Source organism: Xenorhabdus sp. PB62.4, from assembly GCF_014467285.1.
In the GTDB taxonomy this organism is placed as follows: Bacteria; Pseudomonadota; Gammaproteobacteria; order Enterobacterales; family Enterobacteriaceae; genus Xenorhabdus.
Genome location: NZ_NKHR01000002.1, coordinates 306,741 through 325,328 on the forward strand (window position 1 = coordinate 306,741; position 18,588 = coordinate 325,328).

At 42.4% G+C, this 18,588-nt stretch carries 19 protein-coding genes; 16 read left to right on the plus strand and 3 right to left on the minus strand.

Going from position 1 to position 18,588, the window contains the following annotated elements; translation table 11 throughout:
* Window positions 1-44 precede the first annotated feature (44 nt).
* The 7 genes from rsfS to ybeD all read left to right on the plus strand — a co-directional run bounded on the left by rsfS (window position 45) and on the right by ybeD (window position 6,825).
* Entirely contained in the window at window positions 45-371 is a 327-nt protein-coding gene (gene rsfS / locus Xenpb_RS03145) for a ribosome silencing factor (RefSeq protein ID WP_099114749.1), read from the plus strand.
* 2 nt (window positions 372-373) lie between these two features.
* The gene (rlmH, locus tag Xenpb_RS03150; protein WP_187653047.1) at window positions 374-844 is read left to right on the plus strand and encodes a 23S rRNA (pseudouridine(1915)-N(3))-methyltransferase RlmH; all 471 of its coding nucleotides are present in this window, start codon (window positions 374-376) and stop codon (window positions 842-844) included.
* A 36-nt stretch (window positions 845-880) separates the two neighbouring features.
* Window positions 881-2,821, plus strand: coding sequence for a peptidoglycan DD-transpeptidase MrdA (gene mrdA, locus Xenpb_RS03155; protein ID WP_255523005.1), 1,941 nt, complete (start codon window positions 881-883; stop codon window positions 2,819-2,821).
* Window positions 2,822-2,829: 8 nt separating this feature from the next.
* Window positions 2,830-3,942, plus strand: a complete 1,113-nt coding sequence (gene mrdB, locus Xenpb_RS03160; RefSeq protein ID WP_187653048.1) for a peptidoglycan glycosyltransferase MrdB — start codon at window positions 2,830-2,832, stop codon at window positions 3,940-3,942.
* A 12-nt stretch (window positions 3,943-3,954) separates the two neighbouring features.
* Window positions 3,955-4,959, plus strand: coding sequence for an endolytic peptidoglycan transglycosylase RlpA (rlpA, locus tag Xenpb_RS03165; protein ID WP_187653049.1), 1,005 nt, complete (start codon window positions 3,955-3,957; stop codon window positions 4,957-4,959).
* 285 nt (window positions 4,960-5,244) lie between these two features.
* Window positions 5,245-6,453, plus strand: coding sequence for a D-alanyl-D-alanine carboxypeptidase DacA (dacA, locus tag Xenpb_RS03170; RefSeq protein ID WP_187653050.1), 1,209 nt, complete (start codon window positions 5,245-5,247; stop codon window positions 6,451-6,453).
* A 108-nt stretch (window positions 6,454-6,561) separates the two neighbouring features.
* On the plus strand, window positions 6,562-6,825 hold the full coding sequence (ybeD, locus tag Xenpb_RS03175; protein WP_047962199.1) for a DUF493 family protein YbeD: 264 nt from the start codon (window positions 6,562-6,564) through the stop codon (window positions 6,823-6,825).
* A 162-nt stretch (window positions 6,826-6,987) separates the two neighbouring features.
* On the opposite strand, the gene Xenpb_RS03180 is transcribed toward ybeD, so the two are convergent.
* Window positions 6,988-8,448, minus strand: a complete 1,461-nt coding sequence (locus tag Xenpb_RS03180; protein ID WP_187653051.1) for a TrkH family potassium uptake protein — start codon at window positions 8,446-8,448, stop codon at window positions 6,988-6,990.
* Between the two features lie 181 nt (window positions 8,449-8,629).
* Between Xenpb_RS03180 and lipB the strand changes: the two genes are divergently transcribed.
* From lipB to crcB, 3 genes are all read left to right on the plus strand, one after another.
* Complete coding sequence (gene lipB / locus Xenpb_RS03185; protein ID WP_187653086.1) at window positions 8,630-9,265, plus strand: lipoyl(octanoyl) transferase LipB; 636 nt, start codon at window positions 8,630-8,632, stop codon at window positions 9,263-9,265.
* A 117-nt stretch (window positions 9,266-9,382) separates the two neighbouring features.
* Window positions 9,383-10,348: a lipoyl synthase gene (gene lipA / locus Xenpb_RS03190; protein WP_099114681.1), complete on the plus strand. Its 966-nt coding sequence runs from the start codon at window positions 9,383-9,385 to the stop codon at window positions 10,346-10,348.
* Between the two features lie 16 nt (window positions 10,349-10,364).
* Window positions 10,365-10,739 (plus strand): fluoride efflux transporter CrcB, encoded by a 375-nt coding sequence (gene crcB, locus Xenpb_RS03195; RefSeq protein WP_187653052.1) that lies wholly within the window; start codon window positions 10,365-10,367, stop codon window positions 10,737-10,739.
* Window positions 10,740-10,818: 79 nt separating this feature from the next.
* Here the strand turns inward: crcB and cspE are convergent, their stop codons facing one another.
* Both cspE and Xenpb_RS03205 read right to left on the minus strand, forming a co-directional pair.
* Window positions 10,819-11,028: a transcription antiterminator/RNA stability regulator CspE gene (cspE, locus tag Xenpb_RS03200; RefSeq protein ID WP_047962204.1), complete on the minus strand. Its 210-nt coding sequence runs from the start codon at window positions 11,026-11,028 to the stop codon at window positions 10,819-10,821.
* Between the two features lie 188 nt (window positions 11,029-11,216).
* Window positions 11,217-11,702, minus strand: coding sequence for a methylated-DNA--[protein]-cysteine S-methyltransferase (locus tag Xenpb_RS03205; protein WP_187653053.1), 486 nt, complete (start codon window positions 11,700-11,702; stop codon window positions 11,217-11,219).
* 1,427 nt (window positions 11,703-13,129) lie between these two features.
* Between Xenpb_RS03205 and proV the strand changes: the two genes are divergently transcribed.
* The 6 genes from proV to mprA all read left to right on the plus strand — a co-directional run bounded on the left by proV (window position 13,130) and on the right by mprA (window position 18,436).
* A complete protein-coding gene (gene proV, locus Xenpb_RS03210) occupies window positions 13,130-14,332 on the plus strand; it encodes a glycine betaine/L-proline ABC transporter ATP-binding protein ProV (RefSeq protein WP_187653054.1) in 1,203 nt (400 codons plus the stop codon).
* Window positions 14,322-15,479 carry a glycine betaine/L-proline ABC transporter permease ProW gene (gene proW / locus Xenpb_RS03215; protein WP_187653055.1) on the plus strand — a complete coding sequence of 386 codons (1,158 nt, stop codon included), beginning with the start codon at window positions 14,322-14,324 and terminating at the stop codon, window positions 15,477-15,479. The genes proV and proW overlap by 11 nt, the downstream gene beginning before the upstream one ends.
* Entirely contained in the window at window positions 15,448-16,473 is a 1,026-nt protein-coding gene (proX, locus tag Xenpb_RS03220) for a glycine betaine/L-proline ABC transporter substrate-binding protein ProX (protein ID WP_187653087.1), read from the plus strand. The genes proW and proX overlap by 32 nt, the downstream gene beginning before the upstream one ends.
* A gap of 198 nt (window positions 16,474-16,671) precedes the next feature.
* Window positions 16,672-17,463, plus strand: coding sequence for an AzlC family ABC transporter permease (locus Xenpb_RS03225; RefSeq protein ID WP_187653056.1), 792 nt, complete (start codon window positions 16,672-16,674; stop codon window positions 17,461-17,463).
* Window positions 17,456-17,791 (plus strand): L-valine transporter subunit YgaH, encoded by a 336-nt coding sequence (gene ygaH / locus Xenpb_RS03230; protein WP_187653057.1) that lies wholly within the window; start codon window positions 17,456-17,458, stop codon window positions 17,789-17,791. The genes Xenpb_RS03225 and ygaH overlap by 8 nt, the downstream gene beginning before the upstream one ends.
* A gap of 129 nt (window positions 17,792-17,920) precedes the next feature.
* On the plus strand, window positions 17,921-18,436 hold the full coding sequence (gene mprA / locus Xenpb_RS03235; protein WP_187653058.1) for a transcriptional repressor MprA: 516 nt from the start codon (window positions 17,921-17,923) through the stop codon (window positions 18,434-18,436).
* The last annotated feature ends 152 nt before the right edge of the window (window positions 18,437-18,588 follow it).

Sequence of the window (18,588 nt, forward strand, 5' to 3'; positions counted from 1 at the left end):
CATGCTATTATTCTGCGTTACTCAACCAATTTTATAAAATAAAGGTGATCCTTTTGCAAGGCACAGAACTACAACAATTTGTTATTGATAAACTTGAAGATTCCAAAGCACAGGATATTGTTTCTATAGACGTTCGTGGAAAATCCAGCATTACTGATTGCATGGTTATCTGCACCGGAACATCAAACCGTCATCTGATGTCTGTGGCAGATAATCTCGTTGATGACTGCCGCGAAGCCGGCATCATGCCTCTGGGTGTTGAAGGGCAAGGGATTTCCGACTGGATAGTCGTGGATCTCGGCGAAATTATGGTTCATGTTATGCAGGAAGACAGCCGTCGCATGTATGAACTGGAAAAACTCTGGAGTTGAGTTTGAAGTTACAACTGATCGCTGTAGGAACAAAGATGCCGGACTGGGTACAGACCGGCTTCATGGATTACTTGAATCGTTTTCCCAAGGATATGCCTTTTGAACTGATTGAAGTTCCAGCAGGAAAACGCGGCAAAAACGCAGACATCAAGCGTATTCTGGAAAAGGAAGGCGAACAGATGTTGGCTGCTGTTGGTAAAGGCAATCGCATTGTAACTCTGGATATCCCTGGCTCTCGTTGGGACACACCTCAATTGGCGCAACAGCTTGATCGCTGGAAACTGGATGGCAGGAATGTCAGTTTACTGATTGGTGGCCCCGAAGGTTTGGCTCCGGCCTGTAAAGCAGCAGCGGAACAAAGTTGGTCACTTTCTCCCCTGACTATGCCACACCCCCTCGTGCGGGTTCTGGTTGCAGAGAGCCTTTACCGGGCATGGAGCATCACAACTAACCACCCTTATCATCGGGAATAAATTGGGTAATCTATCACTGTGAATTCTGGCAATGAGATGAAGAAGAAACGAACTCCTTTTCGTGATCATTCGGCTGAATCAGCCCTATTCATACGCCGCGCACTTGTGGCGTTTATAGGTATTATTATTTTAACCGGCATTTTGATTGCTAATCTTTATAATCTCCAGATCACACGCCACGAAGATTACCAAACCCGCTCAAATGGGAACCGCATTAAGCTTGTTCCCATCGCTCCAAGTCGTGGGATCATTTATGACCGCAACGGCACACCATTAGCAACTAACCGGACCATTTACCAGTTAGAGATTGTGCCGCAGAAAGTCACTGACCTTGACAAGACATTAGAAGAATTACGTTCTGTTGTTGGCCTTACTGATGAAGATATTGAAACCTTCAAAAAAGAACGTCAACGCGCACGTCGCTTTACTTCAATTCCACTGAAAACACCACTGGATCAGGTTCAGGTGGCGCGGTTTTCTGTCAACCAATACCGTTTTACGGGGTTAGAAATCAAGGGATACCAGCGCCGTTATTATCCTTACGACTCTGCCCTGACTCATGTAATCGGCTATGTTGCTAAAATAAATGATAAAGATGTAGAGCGGCTCGATAAAGAGGGGATTTTGCCTGACTACGCTGCCAGTCATGATATCGGCAAGCTGGGTATTGAGCGTTATTATGAATCTATTTTGCATGGCAAACCCGGCTACGAAGAAGTGGAAGTTAACAATCGTGGCAGAGTCATTCGCCAACTGCACGAACAGCCCCCACAGGCAGGCAAGGATATTTATCTGTCAATCGATTTGGAGCTGCAAACTTACATCGAAAAGATACTGACAACCAGCCGTGCAGGTGTTGTTGTTACCGATCCTCGTACTGGGGAAGTTTTAGCTATGGTATCCAACCCAAGCTACAATCCAAATATGTTTGTTGATGGCATATCGGGCAAAGAGTATAAAACCTTGCTTAACAATCCCAATCGCCCGTTAATTAACCGTGCAACGCAAGGGGCTTATCCACCTGCATCGACGGTAAAACCTTTTATTGCTGTCGCCGCCCTTAGCAGTGATGTCATTACAAAAAACACCACGATAAACGATCCGGGTTGGTGGCAGTTGCCGGGATCAGATCAGCGTTACCGTGACTGGAAACGTTGGGGACATGGCAAATTGAATGTTCATAAATCAATTGTTGAATCAGCGGATACTTTTTTCTATCAAGTTGCTTACGATATGGGCATTGATAGGTTATCTGAATGGATGACAAAATTTGGCTATGGCCAATTTACGGGCATTGATTTGAAAGAAGAAAACCCAGGCAATATGCCTACCCGTGAATGGAAACTCAAACGCTACAAAAAACCGTGGTATCAAGGCGATACCATTTCTGTTGGCATCGGTCAGGGATACTGGACTGCAACGCCAATGCAGATGGTAAAAGCCCTAATGATATTGATCAATGATGGAAAAGTTAAGACCCCACATTTCTTGATAAGCACTCGCGTAAATGGAGAAATGCAACCTTATCAACCTCCAGCCAGCGAGCAAATTGGGGATATTCATTCTGGATACTGGGAAATTGCCAAAGATGGCATGTATGGCGTTGCCAATGCTCCAAATGGTACTGCCCGCAGAGTCTTTGCTGGCACACCATACAAAGCCGCAGCTAAATCAGGTACAGCCCAGGTTTTCAGTTATGAAACTTATAATGCAAGCAAACTTGCTGAACATCTACGTGATCATAAGCTGATGATTGCCTTTGCACCTTATGACAACCCAACCGTTGCCATTTCCATCATTCTGGAAAATGGTGGTTCAGGGCCATCCGTCGGCGCTATCGTCCGCCAAATTCTGGATCATATCTTGCTCAAGGATAACAACACTGCCTCTCCTGACGCAGCCTCAGCGACGACAGGAGTTCAGCCTGCCAGAATACAAGCGACCAGTACACAAGCTACCAGAACACAAGCTAATTGAGTAAAGCCATGACAGAATCTCAAAACAAGGTTCCTTTCTGGACCCGAATACATATAGATATTCCACTGCTACTGTGCATTCTGGCATTACTGGCCTACAGCCTTTTTATTATGTGGAGTGCCAGTGGACAAGACATTGATATGATGGAACGCAAAGTCGGGCAAGTTGTTATGGGGTTCATCGTGATGATCGTCTTGGCTCAAGTGCCTCCACGCTTATATGAAAATTGGGCCCCTTACCTCTACATTGTATGCGTCATCCTGCTGATTTTAGTTGATGTTTTTGGGCAGATTAGTAAAGGAGCACAACGCTGGTTAGACTTGGGCATTGTGCGCTTCCAGCCATCAGAAATTGCCAAAATCGCGGTTCCTCTGATGGTGGCTCGTTTTATGAACCGTGACCTTTGCCCACCTTCCCTGAAAAACACGGGCATCGCACTATTCCTGACTTTTCTGCCCACCCTTCTGGTGGCAGCACAACCAGATCTGGGAACTTCCATTCTGGTTGCAGCCTCTGGCATATTTATTCTGTTTCTGGCAGGAATGAATTGGAAATTAATTGGCATTGCGGTTTTACTGATTGCCTGTTTCATTCCAATATTGTGGTTCTTCCTTATGCACGATTATCAGCGCGACCGCGTTATGATGCTGCTGGATCCTGAAAGTGATCCACTGGGAAAAGGCTACCACATCATCCAATCCAAGATAGCCATCGGCTCAGGCGGTTTATTCGGGAAAGGTTGGTTGCAAGGTACACAGTCACAACTTGAATTTCTTCCCGAACGACACACTGACTTTATTTTTGCCGTCTTGTCGGAAGAATTGGGGTTGGTAGGCGTTCTTGTTTTGCTCGGACTCTACCTGATGGTCATTATGCGCGGCTTATTTATTGCTGCCAAAGCACAAAATACTTTCGGCCGTGTGATGGCCGGGGGATTGATATTGATTTTATTTGTTTATGTCTTCGTTAATATTGGCATGGTAAGCGGCATCCTACCTGTGGTCGGCGTCCCTCTGCCTCTAATTAGTTACGGAGGTTCAGCATTGATTGTCTTAATGGCGGGATTCGGCATTATCATGTCGATACATACACATCGTAAATTATTGTCCAAAAGTTTATGAGGAAGAAGTTTCATGCGTCAACAATGGCTTATACTTAGCATCCTAGCGGTACTGATATCAGGCTGTACAACAACAGACACTAACCGGGCATCTTCCCTTCCCCCTGTCCCAACCCGTGATGTTTTGGGTGCTGAGCCTCAATATGAGCCTTATCATCCAAGCGCCAATCAGGATTATCAGAAGGATGGGCAAACGTATCGCATCGTGCAAGATCCGGCTAATTTCAGCCAAACAGGTTATGCCAGTTGGTTTGGTGAAGAATCCAATGGAAAGATGACCGCAATTGGTGAACGAGCCAGCCCTTATTCTTTAACGGCTGCCCATCCGACGTTGCCTATTCCAAGCTATGTGCGTGTCACCAATTTAAGCAATGGGCGCATGATGATTGTCAGGATTAATGATCGGGGACCTTACAATAAGCCGGGAAAAATCATTGAATTATCACGTGCAGCAGCAGAGCGATTAAACTTGATGCCGCAAAGCAAAGTAAAATTGGATGGCATTCAAGTTGCACCTGATGGTTCACTCTCTGGTTTAGGCACTGAGGGGGCAACGATTGTTAAACAGAGCTATGCCTTACCTGAAAGACCCAATATTGGTTCTCAGTCATTTATCAAAGCGCCCATGATAAGCGACTCCACATCACAGAATACTGTGGAACCATCGGCTGTTGAACAAAAACCTTCTGGTGACACAGAAAGCCAGCCTGTTACTCCACCAGCGACAACATCATCGGATTCGAAAGAATCCTCTAGTCCTAATAGTCCTAAAACCCGGTCTGGTTCAGTATCGGCAGGTAGTTATATGGTACAAGTAGGTGCTGTCAGCGCTGAGCAAAAAGCTAAAGAATGGCAACAATCTTTGAGTCAGCGTTTTAACGTGCAAGGCCGTACTACCCAATTTGGCAATGTCTATCGCGTTCAATTGGGGCCGCTTAACAGCCGCCAGCAAGCCCTGGAATTACAAAAAAAACTAATGGATCAAATCCATCAATCCTCTTTTATTGTTGCGCCCTGATCCGTTATACCAATGTTGCTATACCCATTAAAGGATGAACCTAGCCAATAAGGTGGCAATTTGAAAGACGATGGGTGTATATCAACAGAAATAAATGGCATCATTGCCTGCTGGCTGGATTATCTGATTCCTAGCAGCAGGCAGATAAAATTGCGGTGAATAAAATACGGGTAAAAAAGTGTAAACCTTCAATTCACCCAATTTTGTTTAATGTCAGCTTTTTTTTCATTTGTTATTATGTCAATTATTATCAATCCCTTTCTCACGGATGTTATCTAATCAATCATGAAATACATAGTTACTTCCCGTTTTATTAAAAATGCCACTTTAGGCATCGCCTTGGCTACCAGTGTTTCTGCGTTCGCCAACACGGATGATAATTTCAGAACAATGATCCCCGGTGTTCCCGAACTAGATTCAGAAGCCTATATTCTGATTGATTACAATTCAGGAAAGGTATTAGCTGAAAAAAATGCAGATGTTCGCCGCGATCCCGCCAGCCTGACCAAAATGATGACCAGTTACGTCATCGGTCAAGCCATCAAATCAGGAAAAATCGGACCAAATGATACCGTTACTGTAGGTAAAGATGCTTGGGCAACAGGGAATCCGGTATTTAAAGGTTCCTCTTTAATGTTTTTAAAGCCCGGTGACCAGGTCTCTGTTGCCATGCTATCCCGTGGTATCAACCTGCAATCCGGCAATGATGCTTGTGTCGCAATGGCGGACTACGTAGCTGGCAGTCAGGATGCGTTTGTCAGCCTGATGAATAAATACGTACAGAGCTTAGGGCTGCAAAACACGCACTTCCAGACTGTTCATGGTCTGGATGCTAATGGTCAATATAGTTCAGCTCATGATATGGCATTGATTGGGAAAGCTTTAATCCGTGATGTACCGGATGAATATGCTATCTATAAAGAAAAAGAATTTACTTACAACAATATTCGCCAGCCTAACCGTAACGGCTTGTTGTGGGATAAAAGTTTAAATGTTGACGGCATTAAAACAGGCCATACTAGCGGAGCGGGTTATAACCTCGTTGCTTCTGCAACCGAAGGAAATATGCGCCTGATTTCTGCCGTCATGGGTAGCCCGACGTTCAAAGGGCGTGAAACTGACAGCAAAAAATTACTGACTTGGGGCTTCCGCTTCTTTGAAACAGTTTCACCACTGCAAGTCGGTAAAGAATTTGCATCAGAACCAATTTGGTTTGGTGACACTGATAAAGTACAACTGGGCGTTGATAAAGATGTTTACCTGACGATCCCTCGCGGTCGCCTGAAAGATTTGAAAGCCAGCTATATATTGGATAATACCGAACTGCATGCACCACTCGCCCAAAATCAAGTTGTTGGCACTATTAACTTCCAGCTTGATGGTAAAACCATTGAGCAGCGTCCATTGGTTGTGATGCATGAAGTGCAAGAAGGCGGCTTTTTCAGCCGTATGATTGACTATATCCGACTGATGTTCCACCACTGGTTTGGTTAATCTATTGAAAGTTGGGTATTTAACCCTATATTAGTTACATATTGTCAGAAAATTATCACACCACGGCAAATCATCCTTTTTGCCGTGGCAAATACATGAGGAACGCCCATGAAAACAAAATTAAATGAACTGCTTGAGTTCCCCTGCTCATTTACCTATAAAGTGATGGGCTTAGCTCAACCTGAGCTGGTGGATCAAGTTGTTGAAGTAGTTCAGCGCCATGCGCCGGGTGATTACTCTCCAGTCGTAAAACCAAGCAGCAAAGGCAATTACCACTCAGTTTCCATTACTATCAACGCTACGCATATTGAGCAAGTTGAAATACTGTATGAAGAATTGGGTAATCTGGAATTAGTGCGCGTTGTGCTGTAATCGCATCTTTAAAAAACGCTGATTTCTTGGTCAGCGTTTTTTCTGCAATTAATAGCGTTTTGTTCTTACTTGATTCAGGCGTGGTTATCTCGCGGAGACTTAGCCCAATACGGAAAAATCATTCGGCTATCTATCTACGCCCGATTTAAAAAAACGCTTAATTCAAAAACGCCAAAACGCTTTCGAACATAAAATCAGTATTGGGTAAATTTCCAGCCTTCCCAACAACATGGCAGCACACATCATCCATTTTGCTGCCGCATCAAGATCACCAAAACCTTGTGCTGTGGCACCATATCCTATTCCCATGTTATTGATACAAGCCGCAACAGTGGCAAATGAAGTCACCAAATCATAACCGAGCAGATTCAATGCCCAGATAAAAAAGCAACTGAAAAAGACATAAAGAAAGAAGAAGCCCCAAACAGAACGCAGCACCCGTTCCTGAACTACTGATTTACCAATTTTGATGGTTGAAATGGCATTTGGATGAATGAGTTGGTTAATTTCGCTAACACTCTGTTTTGCCAAGATCATAAAGCGAAGTGCTTTGATACCGCCACAGGTTGAACCTACGCAGCCGCCAAAAAAACTGACCGCCAGTAGCATCAGTATGGTATGAGGGGGCCACTGGGCATAATCAGCGGTTGCCAGACCGTTATCTGTCATCATGGAGCTTGTCATGAAAAAGCCATGAATGAACGCATCTTTCACACCATACATACCTGAACGATATAGCTCCAACCAAATAATGCAAACCACGCCTGCCAGTACCAACAAAAAGAATTGCAGTTCAGCGTTTTTTAACAGTGGTCTCAGGCTCCTGCGTGTCAAGGCAACAAAATAAAGCGTAAAATTGACTGCCGACAATACTGAGAAAATCCCCCCCACCATTTCAATGGCTGCGCTGTCATAATAACCAAGGCTTTCGTTGCGGGTTGAAAATCCCCCCAAAGAAACGGTTGAGATACCATGACAAATAGCATCAAACCATGCCATACCCGCAGCCCAGAAACTTACCGAACATAATCCCCCCAGCAACAGGTAAACAACCCATAAGCTTTTGGCACTGTCTGCAAGACGCGGGGTCAATCGTTCTTCTTTGAAAGGACCCGGCATTTCTGATTGATAGAGTTTTGCGCCACCAATTCCTAATAATGGCAAGATGGCAACAGCAAGGACAATAACGCCCAGTCCACCGATAAAATTGAGCTGGGCGCGATAATAGAGTACCGAATTAGGCAGTGCAGACACATCATTCAGCACCGTTGCCCCTGTCGTCGTAATACCTGATATACCTTCAAACATCGCGTCCACAAGGTTAATATTCAGGCTCTTGTCGAGCATAAAAGGCAAGGCGCTAAGTAACGAAAACAGCAACCAAAATAGCACAATGATAAGAAACCCATCTTGCGTGCTAGGTTGCGCTTTGGTTTTACGAGTGAAATACCAACCAGCTCCCCCGACAGTTAATCCAATGACAAATGTTTCAAAAAAAGCAAAAACACTTTTTTCCTTATAAAACAGAGCCACGAAAATAGGCAGTAGCATCGAGAGACTGTAAAGGAGCACCAGGAAACTACAAAGATGCCCAACAATTAAAAGTTGGTTTTTTTTGACCATCTGTTAGCTCAAACAGAGATTAAAGGGAAAATCATCAAAATATATAACCATGATAATACAAAATAAAAATATATTCGTCTAATTAACAATATTATTGCTTTAAGGCATTCTCAAACTGGTGGGAATCATCTTAGGGCGTTATACTGGCGGGCACTTTTTGTTAACGAATGATGACGTCCCATTGCAACATAACACCGTTATTTTACGCCAGTTAGGTATTCAGCCTTACGAGCCGGTTTCTGATGCCATGCACCAGTTCACTGAGCAGCGAACTGCGGAAACACCTGACGAAATTTGGCTTGTCCAACATGAGAAAGTATTTACACAAGGCCAAGCCGGTAAAGCTGAGCATGTACTTGCGCCAGGAGATATCCCTGTTATCCAATCGGATAGAGGTGGTCAAGTCACCTATCATGGCCCAGGTCAACAGGTTATGTATGTCTTAATTGATTTGAAACGCTCAAAAATTGGAGTTCGCCAATTGGTAACTTCAATTGAAAATACAGTGATCGAAACTCTGGCGCATTTTGGTGTAGAAGCATACGCCCGCCCGGATGCCCCCGGAGTTTATGTTTCAGGCAACAAAATATGTTCCCTTGGGCTGCGTATCCGTAAAGGATGCTCTTTCCACGGTCTGGCACTGAATATTGCAATGGACTTACAGCCGTTTTTCCGCATTAATCCGTGCGGCTATGCTGGCATGCAAATGATCCAACTCAATGATTTTGTCACAGGAGTGACCATTGAGGATGTACAACCCGTTCTGGTGGAAAAATTCTGTCAGATCTTGGGATTTCAACTCGTCGATGAAAGATGATATAATTTTTTAACATTTTTCAAAAAAATTTGAATGGATTTATTGCCTCGATCGTCTTGTCATACACATCAGGCAGTAAGTCAAAATCTGAAGAATATAACTGGAACCGGCACGATTATGAGTAAACCAATTCAGATGGAACGCGGTGTCAAATACCGCGACGCAGACAAGATGGCTTTGATCCCTGTGAAGACAGTTGCCACAGAACGTGAAGCACTCTTGCGCAAACCTGAGTGGATGAAAATCAAACTTCCTGCGGATTCCAGCCGCATTCAGGGTATCAAAGCTGCAATGCGCAAAAATGGATTGCATTCCGTCTGTGAAGAAGCCTCCTGCCCTAACCTTGCTGAGTGTTTTAACCACGGAACCGCCACCTTTATGATCCTTGGTGCCATCTGTACCCGTCGTTGCCCATTCTGTGACGTAGCACATGGTCGCCCGAATACACCTGATGCAGATGAACCTATCAAACTCGCGCAAACCATTCAAGATATGGGATTACGTTATGTGGTTATCACTTCTGTTGATCGTGATGATCTGCGTGATGGCGGTGCACAACATTTTGCTGACTGTATCGCGGCTATTCGCGAAAAAAATCCTTCGATTAAAATCGAAACTTTGGTACCCGATTTCCGTGGCCGCATGGATCGTGCACTGGAAATACTGACCGCAACGCCACCTGATGTATTCAACCATAATCTGGAAAACGTACCACGGGTTTATCGTCAGGTTCGTCCGGGCGCTAACTATGAGTGGTCATTGAAGCTACTGGAAAGATTCAAGGAAGCTCACCCTGATATCCCGACTAAATCAGGTCTGATGGTGGGATTGGGCGAAACCAATGAAGAAATTTTAGAAGTTATGCGTGATTTGCGTCGTCATGGTGTCACCATGCTGACTTTGGGGCAATATTTACAGCCAAGCCGCCATCACCTACCCGTCCAGCGTTATGTAAGTCCGGCTGAATTTGAAGAAATGAAAGAAGCCGCATTAGAAATGGGCTTTACCCATGCAGCTTGTGGCCCATTTGTTCGTTCTTCTTACCATGCCGATTTGCAGGCCAAAGGTATGGAAGTCAAATAATCTATTGCCATCACCAATGATAAATATTGTATTTGCTGTATTTCTCGGTGGTGGCTTGGGTAGCGTGTTACGCTGGCTCATCAGCCTCCGCCTAAACACTCCTTCTTCCCCAATTGCCGTTGGTACGCTGACGGCTAATTGCATCGGCGCATTTATCATTGGATTAGGATTGGCTTATTTCAATAAAGCGACGCACCTTGATCCTGTTTGGAAATTAATGCTAACCACGGGCTTCTGTGGCGGCCTGACGACCTTCTCTACCTTCTCCGTTGAAGTGGTTTATCTGTTACAGGCAGGAAAGATAAGCTGGGCACTGCTTGCTGTGCTGGCAAATGTGATAGGTTCGTTACTAATGACAGGGCTTGCTTTTGCAGTTATGAACAAACTTTAATGCCCTGCTAAAATTCAACTCTGACAAAAGATAAAAAACCCGTTGCTAAGAACGGGTTTTAAGAATACGGGGGTTGAAATTAGATTGCGACAACGTTTGCAGCAGATGGACCTTTTTCACCCTCAGTAATATCAAACTCTACTTGTTGACCTTCGGTCAGAGTTTTGAATCCGTTAGACTGAATGGCGGAAAAGTGTACAAAAACATCTTTGCTACCATCTTCTGGAGTGATAAAACCGAACCCTTTGGATTCATTAAACCACTTAACGTTACCTTTAATTTTTGACATCAAACTTACCTTTAATAAAAAAAGACACAAACATAGCGTCACGTACAGTACAACAAATAATATAGTCTATTGTCTGTAACATAGATCACGAAATATATACAAAATGCAAAAAAACGTACTTTTCGTTTAGTTACATTGACTGATTTTATACGCCAATAGTGATTTCACAAATAAATTAGCGTCTTATTTCAGCTTTGTTTACTTTTCGCCTTTCTACCTTTTTCGTGTTCCAGCAGCCATCCTTTGATATCCAACCCGCCGGTATAACCAACTAGCTTACCATCATGACCAATTACTCTATGGCAAGGTACAATCAATGAAATTGGATTGCGTGAATTTGCCATGCCAACCGCACGACAATAATTTACTGAACCCAACGTTAGTGCCAATTGTTTATAACTCCACATCTCACCATAAGGAATTTTGCATAGCTGCTGCCAGACTCGTTTCTGGAATTCAGTTCCCCGCATACTTAAAGGGACTGTAAACGTCAGCCGCTTTCCTTTGAAATATTCCTGTAACTCTTTTGCACACTGCTTAGTAATCACATTCTTAGATTCTAATTCTTTCTTTTCATTAACGAAATAAATGCTCGTTACTCCTTCATCATCCGCAGTGATATGTACATAAGGCTTGGGAAATCCTTCTGGAGTATTCAGGTAATGATGGTACATAAACTACCTCCATTTAATTTATTATCGAAAATTTCAGTACTAGCCTAAATCCCTCGTTCATCAATTTGCAATGATGAATTCGGTTACACATCTGACAATTTGATAAAGAAACCATCGCGCCCTCTGACAATTAAAATTATGGCTCTGCCAATAAGTTATGACACCTTATTTTTAATGCCGATCATTTAAAAAAGCTAAAAATACCATATATAGATAAAATATTCTTAATTAACGCTATATATAGCAGTGATTTCAAAAATGAATTATCTCAATACAATACACAAGTGTTAGTTTTTATTATTGTTAACTATATATACCACCAAGAAATTTTACTAGAAGCGTTATCATTTATGGCAAACACTGTGGTATAAAACCAATAGATTGTGGTAAATAAACTCACCCAGCCAAACAACAAATGAATGACGAAAGGCATACACTACACTGTTCGCCATGAATCAATGATGCGAAAAACCTTGCTATATCCAGCTATTAAAAGCTTTCACAACAAAATATGATGCGATGAAAATTATTCATTTCTGAAGTGAACTGCCATGCTCCCGTTTTCTGCATGTTGCTGTTTTTTTGACGTGTTACTTTTTTGTCATAATAGCTAATGACAGTCATTGACTTCATTTGGTGGGGGAACGTCTTTTCAGAGAAACTGATGAGTGGCTTCACTATCCTCTAATCTCTTCAATGTTGAATTCAGCCCCATTTAACCTTATGTTTAGTATGGAAAATAAACTCATTGCCTATGCAATAACTTCCATAACCCAAAAATAAAACAATTATTGAATATTAAATTAAACTTTAGAACCTCTCAGGTAATAAAACATAACCAGTGACAAGCATTATAAATATCCACCACATTGTTATAGCAATATTTATCTGACAGAAAATACTATTTTCAACTTTATGCTATAGTTGTATTGGATAAACCTTATAAATAACATCATTATCAGACATCAGGGCTCAACATCACTTTCAAGCTTGAATATCTGCCTTTCTATAAAAACAATAATTCAAAAAATCAATAAGATAAACATGAACAAATATTTAATTAAGATAACTTACACAATTAATTTTTAAATTTAATGAAAAACCCAAAACAAACCAATTAAATATGTTTCACACCATCAAGTTATATTAAAAACCATCGCATCACAGACAACAAAAATCAATTGAATAACAAAAAGATATCAAAAATCCCCACAAAGTTAATTTTCACCTCACAAAAAACTTAATCAAGTTGATATATAGCCTTCCTTATGAGTTCAGTAAGATCTCATAAGAAAAGTCAATTATTTATTAATAAATCCAGATAAGGTGTTGTCCATTTATTTCGATATGTTAGGGTATGTATTGAAGAAAATAGCATTGGAGCAACCAAATACAAGATATCATCAACAACAGGAAAATATTTTTACATGACCATTAAACTTGAAATTAAGAACCTTTATAAAATATTCGGCGATCCTCCTGAACCAGCTTTTAAGTTATTATCTTCTGGCCTGAGTAAAGAGCAAATATTTGAAAAAACAGGATTAACCGTCGGTGTACAGGATGCCAATCTGGCTATTGAAGAAGGCGAAATATTTGTGATCATGGGATTATCTGGTTCTGGTAAGTCCACGCTAGTACGTCTTCTCAATCGCCTGATAAGGCCAACCAAAGGCCAGGTACTCATTGATGGCGAAGATATTTCAACCATTACAGAATCCCAGTTACGCAATGTTCGCCGTAGTAAAATCAGTATGGTTTTCCAATCATTTGCACTCATGCCACATTTGAATGTTTTGGAAAATACTGCATTTGGAATGGAACTTGCCGGTATTCCCAAAGCAAAGCGCCATCAAAAAGCACTTGAAACGCTGAAACAAGTGAATCTGGAAAATTACGCTCTGTCATATCCCGACGAACTTTCTGGCGGTATGCAGCAACGTATTGGATTAGCCAGAGCATTAGCCAACAATCCCGATATTTTGTTAATGGATGAGGCATTCTCAGCCCTCGATCCTCTGATCCGTACCGAAATGCAAGATGAATTATTGCGTCTACAGGGAGAACAACAGCGCACTATTGTTTTCATTTCCCACGACTTAGATGAAGCGATGCGTATTGGCAATCGTATTGCTATCATGCAAGGTGGTATCATTGTACAAGTGGGCACACCTGATGAAATCCTGAATAATCCTGCAAATGATTATGTCAGGGCTTTCTTCCGTGGCGTAGACATCAGTCATGTGTTCTTAGCAAAAGATATTGCCCGCCGCCGACCAGAGTCTCTACTCTATATCACCGCAGGTTTCGGCCCCCGCTCTGCTCTGAAAGTGTTGGATGACGAAGATAGAAGTTATGGCTATCTGATCGAAAAGGGCCAGAAGTTTATTGGAGTGGTATCTGTCAATTCTCTACAACAGGCATTGGCAGAAGAAAAAACCATTGAGCAGGCCATATTGGAAAAACCAACTGCTGTCTCCGCAGAAACTCCACTGAATGAATTGATATCCACCGTGGTGCAATCTCCCTGTGCAGTTCCTGTTATTGGAGATAATGGCCGTTATTTAGGCGTTATTTCTAAAGGAATTTTGTTACAAGCCTTAGATAAAGAGGCACCCAATGAAAAATAATTCTCCACAAATAAACACTGATCCGATAATCGTCAGTGATCCCTGGATGGATACGGCCACTGCCTCTCCATCAGGGGACTATGATTGGCTAAATACAACCAGCGATATCCCGCCAGAGCACTTTAATATCATGTCACCTTTTCAACACAAACTCATTCCGTTTGATTCATGGGTGACCAATGTTGTCGATTGGATAGTTGTGCACTTCCGACCTGTGTTTCAGGCAATCCGCGTTCCCGTAGATTTTATCCTCAATGGTTTTGAACAATTCCTGATCACTACACCAGCCCCCATTACCATTGCGTTTTTTGCATTTCTGGTATGGCAGCTCGCGGGAGCAAAAATGGGCGGTATTTCCTTCATTTCACTGATTTTCATTGGTGCAATTGGGGCATGGTCAGAAGCCATGATAACCATGGCATTGGTACTTACCGCCCTGCTGTTCTGTATTTTGTTCGGGCTGCCTCTCGGGATCTGGTTAGCTCGCAATGATCGGATTGCCAAAATGATTCGCCCTTTGCTGGATGCTATGCAGACAACACCCGCTTTTGTTTATTTGATCCCAATCGTAATGCTATTTGGCATCGGTAATGTGCCTGGCGTCATGGTGACTATCATTTTTGCTTTACCTCCTATGATTCGGCTGACAATCCTGGGAATCAAACAGGTTCCCGATGATTTGATTGAAGCTGCCAAATCATTTGGTGCAAGCCCACGGCAAATGTTGTTCAAAGTTCAGCTTCCACAAGCCATGCCTACAATTATGGCAGGTGTGAACCAAACATTGATGCTAGCACTTTCCATGGTTGTCATTTCTTCTATGATCGCAGTGGGTGGCTTAGGGCAGATGGTTTTGCGCGGTATTGGCCGTCTTGATATAGGGCTGGCATCTGTTGGAGGAGTGGGAATTGTCATTCTTGCCATTATCCTTGACCGCCTGACTCAATCTCTGGGAAAAAATACTCGATCCAGAAAAGGTCATTGGTATCACTCAGGGCCAATAGGATTACTGAACCTACTGTTATCCTCAGCCAAACAAAAATTCTCTTACCCAAAAAATCGACAAAAAACGATATCTGACCCGACACATAACGGAGGAGATAATCATGCTCAGCATGATAGCTTTATGCAAAAAGATCATAAATAAGGGGGCGGTCTTAGGAGTAATTCTGTCAGCATTCATGAGCCTTTCCTTATTTGCTGCTGATCTTCCGGGCAAGGGCATCAGTGTACAGCCACTCCAAAGTACAATCAGTGAAGAAACATTCCAGACATTAATTGTCTGCAAGGCATTGGAAAAACTCGGTTATGACGTCAAACCAATCAAAGAGGTTGATTATAACGTCGCTTATGCTTCCATTGCCTCCGGTGATGCCACATTTATGTCCGTCAATTGGGAGCCACTCCATAACGCTCAATATAAAGCGGCTGGAGGCGATAATATATTTTATCGCAAGGGAAAATATGTCGAAAACGCGGTTCAAGGGTATCTCATCGATAAAAAAACAGCAGAACAATACCAAATCACCAATATAGCCCAGTTCAGAGATCCTAAACTTGCCAAGCTGTTTGACAGCAATGGAGATGGCAAAGCAGATTTAACAGGTTGTAATCCTGGTTGGGGGTGTGAAAAAGCGATTAACCGCCAGTTAAAAGCTTATGGATTGAAAAATACCGTGGAACATAACCAAGGAAACTATGCGGCTATGATGGCAAATACTATTGCCCGTTATCGGGAAGGCAAACCGATCCTTTACTATACCTGGACACCTTATTGGGTCAGTGATGTACTGAAACCCGGAAAAGATGTTATCTGGCTGCAAGTTCCTTTCTCTGCCCTCGGCGATGACGAAACCATTGATACTCAATTACCTAACGGTCGTAACTATGGTTTTCCTCCCAGTACCATGCACATCGTGGCAAACAAAGCATGGGCAGAAAAGAATCCCGCTGCTGCAATGCTTTTTGCTGTCATGAAATTACCGGTTGCTGATATCAACGCGCAGAATCAGCGTATGCACAGCGTTAAAATTTCTGAATCTGATATTGAACGTCAGGCCGAAGGCTGGATTAGAGCACACCAGAAAACCGTGGATAGCTGGTTAAACGCAGCCAGAAATGCGGCTCATCAAAACAACTGACTCTCTGCACCTCCTCTATACCGATGGAGCCGTGAAAATATTAACAAAACTTCACGGCTTTCCTCATTTTATCTCAAATCCCCTCTAATCCCTTGGTTCTAAATAACATTAATTAAATAATTTATACATTTCATATTTTCACTTTCATCATATTTTGTTAATGTTACTTTATCTATTAACAAAAAAATAAAACACTCCATGCAAACGCCTGATAAATCCGCACCTGACATACCAATATCTGATACATCCTCCCTTGAAGAACCCCACCCAAACGGAATTTCTTCATTCAAAGAAGGGATTTTTGATAGTCTCCCTATTGTCATTGGCTATGTTCCCATTTCGTTTGCATTTGGCCTAAGCGCAGTCAAACTGGGGTTTACACCTTTAGAAGCCATATTTTTTTCCTGCGTTATTTATGCAGGAGCCAGCCAGTTTGTGATAACCGCCCTACTTAGCGCTGGTATGTCATTGTGGGTTTCCGCATTAACTGTAATGGCGATGGATATTCGCCATATTCTGTATGGCCCAGCTTTACGCTATCGCATTAAACAACCCTTATCAGAAAAGAAAACCGTCATTTGGGCTTTTGGCCTGACAGATGAGGTTTTTGCCGCAGCAACAACTAAGCTAATAAAAAACCAGCGCAGTTGGAGTGAAAATTGGATGATCGCCATCGCCCTATGTTCTTGGCTCTCTTGGGTGCTGGGTACTGTGGCAGGCACTGTGTTAGGTAATGGTTATCTGGACTCATATCCAGCGATTGAAGCAGCAATGACGTTTATGCTTCCCGCACTGTTTCTCAGTTTCTTATTAGCCTCCGTCAAAAAACAGAATAGCTACTGCGTTACCGCTGCCTTATTGGGGGCTCTAGTCGGTGTGATACTTTTCTCAATCCCCATCGCCATTCTTGCAGGGATCATGGGAGGCTGTTTAGCAGCCCTTCTGCAAGCCAAAAACGCACAGTTGAATAAAAGCACATCATATGATTGATAATAAAATACTTCTTATCGGACTGGTTGTGGGCATTGCCAACTTCCTATTCCGCTATCTTCCCCTGCGTTTAGGTGCTAACCGCTCACCTACCGCAAAAGCGGGAAAAATGGGCGTCATACTGGATAGCATTGGCATTGCATCAATTTGTTCGCTTCTCATCGTCTCAGGCATTCCTGGCGTGATGAAAGAACACAATAAATTGATACCAACCCTAATAGGGTGCCTGACTATCTGCTTATGTTTCTACAAAACCAAAAGCATCATCATTTCCACACTATCTGGTGCTGCTGTTTTTGGAGTAATATTCAAGGTATTTATGAATTAGGTATCAATATTTAAAGAAATATGATGATAATAAATAACTATAATTGCTAAATTTAACTTTTAATATAGTATTTGTAGGGTTTTTAACAGACGTTACTTTACCGGTTGAAACTAATAAGGTATCTAAACAATGGAAAGTTCATTCACTCCCACAGAAGAGTTACTTAATTGCCGTGTTGCACAGCAAAAAAGTTTGCCCTATCAAGAGATATTACTCACTCGCTTATCAATGCATGTCCAGAGCAAAATTCTGGAAAATCGTAACAACATGCTGAAAGCACAAGGAATCAATGAAACCTTGTTTATGGCTCTGATGATTCTGGATACCAAAGAAAGTCGTAGTATTCAGCCATCAGAACTCAGTGCGGCATTGGGCTCTTCCCGTACAAATGCAACCCGAATTGCAGATGAATTAGAAAAGCAAGGCTGGATAGAAAGAAAGGAGAGCCATAATGATCGCCGTTGCCTCCATCTTCATCTAACCGAAAAAGGTTCAAGTTTCTTGAATGGTTTACTCCCGCCCCAGCATGAGTGCCTGGTTAAACTTTGGTCTGTTCTCGAACTGGAGGAGCAAAAACAGTTAGAAAAATTGATGAGAAAAGTATTGAATCAATTAGATAATATTGGTGATTGTTTTAGTAAGTAATCATCTCTATTTCTGATCAGTTTTGAATCAATAAACATGTTATAGCAACATGTCCTAAAAAAACTTTTCCGCTAGCCAGTATCATCAGATACCTCATATGGCTAACTATTATCTTCAGATAATATTTGAATCCATATCGTTCACGCCTCCAG

What these genes read in the sequence shown, in the direction of transcription:
- proV (WP_187653054.1), top strand. Translation starts at nt 13,130, where the DNA reads ATGACCATTAAACTTGAAATTAAGAACCTTTATAAAATATTCGGCGAT.
- Xenpb_RS03180 (WP_187653051.1), bottom strand. Translation starts at nt 8,448, where the DNA reads ATGGTCAAAAAAAACCAACTTTTAATTGTTGGGCATCTTTGTAGTTTC.
- proX (WP_187653087.1), top strand. Translation starts at nt 15,448, where the DNA reads ATGATAGCTTTATGCAAAAAGATCATAAATAAGGGGGCGGTCTTAGGA.
- mrdA (WP_255523005.1), top strand. Translation starts at nt 881, where the DNA reads ATGAAGAAGAAACGAACTCCTTTTCGTGATCATTCGGCTGAATCAGCC.
- lipA (WP_099114681.1), top strand. Translation starts at nt 9,383, where the DNA reads ATGAGTAAACCAATTCAGATGGAACGCGGTGTCAAATACCGCGACGCA.
- ybeD (WP_047962199.1), top strand. Translation starts at nt 6,562, where the DNA reads ATGAAAACAAAATTAAATGAACTGCTTGAGTTCCCCTGCTCATTTACC.
- rlpA (WP_187653049.1), top strand. Translation starts at nt 3,955, where the DNA reads ATGCGTCAACAATGGCTTATACTTAGCATCCTAGCGGTACTGATATCA.
- dacA (WP_187653050.1), top strand. Translation starts at nt 5,245, where the DNA reads ATGAAATACATAGTTACTTCCCGTTTTATTAAAAATGCCACTTTAGGC.
- Xenpb_RS03225 (WP_187653056.1), top strand. Translation starts at nt 16,672, where the DNA reads ATGCAAACGCCTGATAAATCCGCACCTGACATACCAATATCTGATACA.
- proW (WP_187653055.1), top strand. Translation starts at nt 14,322, where the DNA reads ATGAAAAATAATTCTCCACAAATAAACACTGATCCGATAATCGTCAGT.
- mprA (WP_187653058.1), top strand. Translation starts at nt 17,921, where the DNA reads ATGGAAAGTTCATTCACTCCCACAGAAGAGTTACTTAATTGCCGTGTT.
- mrdB (WP_187653048.1), top strand. Translation starts at nt 2,830, where the DNA reads ATGACAGAATCTCAAAACAAGGTTCCTTTCTGGACCCGAATACATATA.
- Xenpb_RS03205 (WP_187653053.1), bottom strand. Translation starts at nt 11,702, where the DNA reads ATGTACCATCATTACCTGAATACTCCAGAAGGATTTCCCAAGCCTTAT.
- crcB (WP_187653052.1), top strand. Translation starts at nt 10,365, where the DNA reads ATGATAAATATTGTATTTGCTGTATTTCTCGGTGGTGGCTTGGGTAGC.
- cspE (WP_047962204.1), bottom strand. Translation starts at nt 11,028, where the DNA reads ATGTCAAAAATTAAAGGTAACGTTAAGTGGTTTAATGAATCCAAAGGG.
- ygaH (WP_187653057.1), top strand. Translation starts at nt 17,456, where the DNA reads ATGATTGATAATAAAATACTTCTTATCGGACTGGTTGTGGGCATTGCC.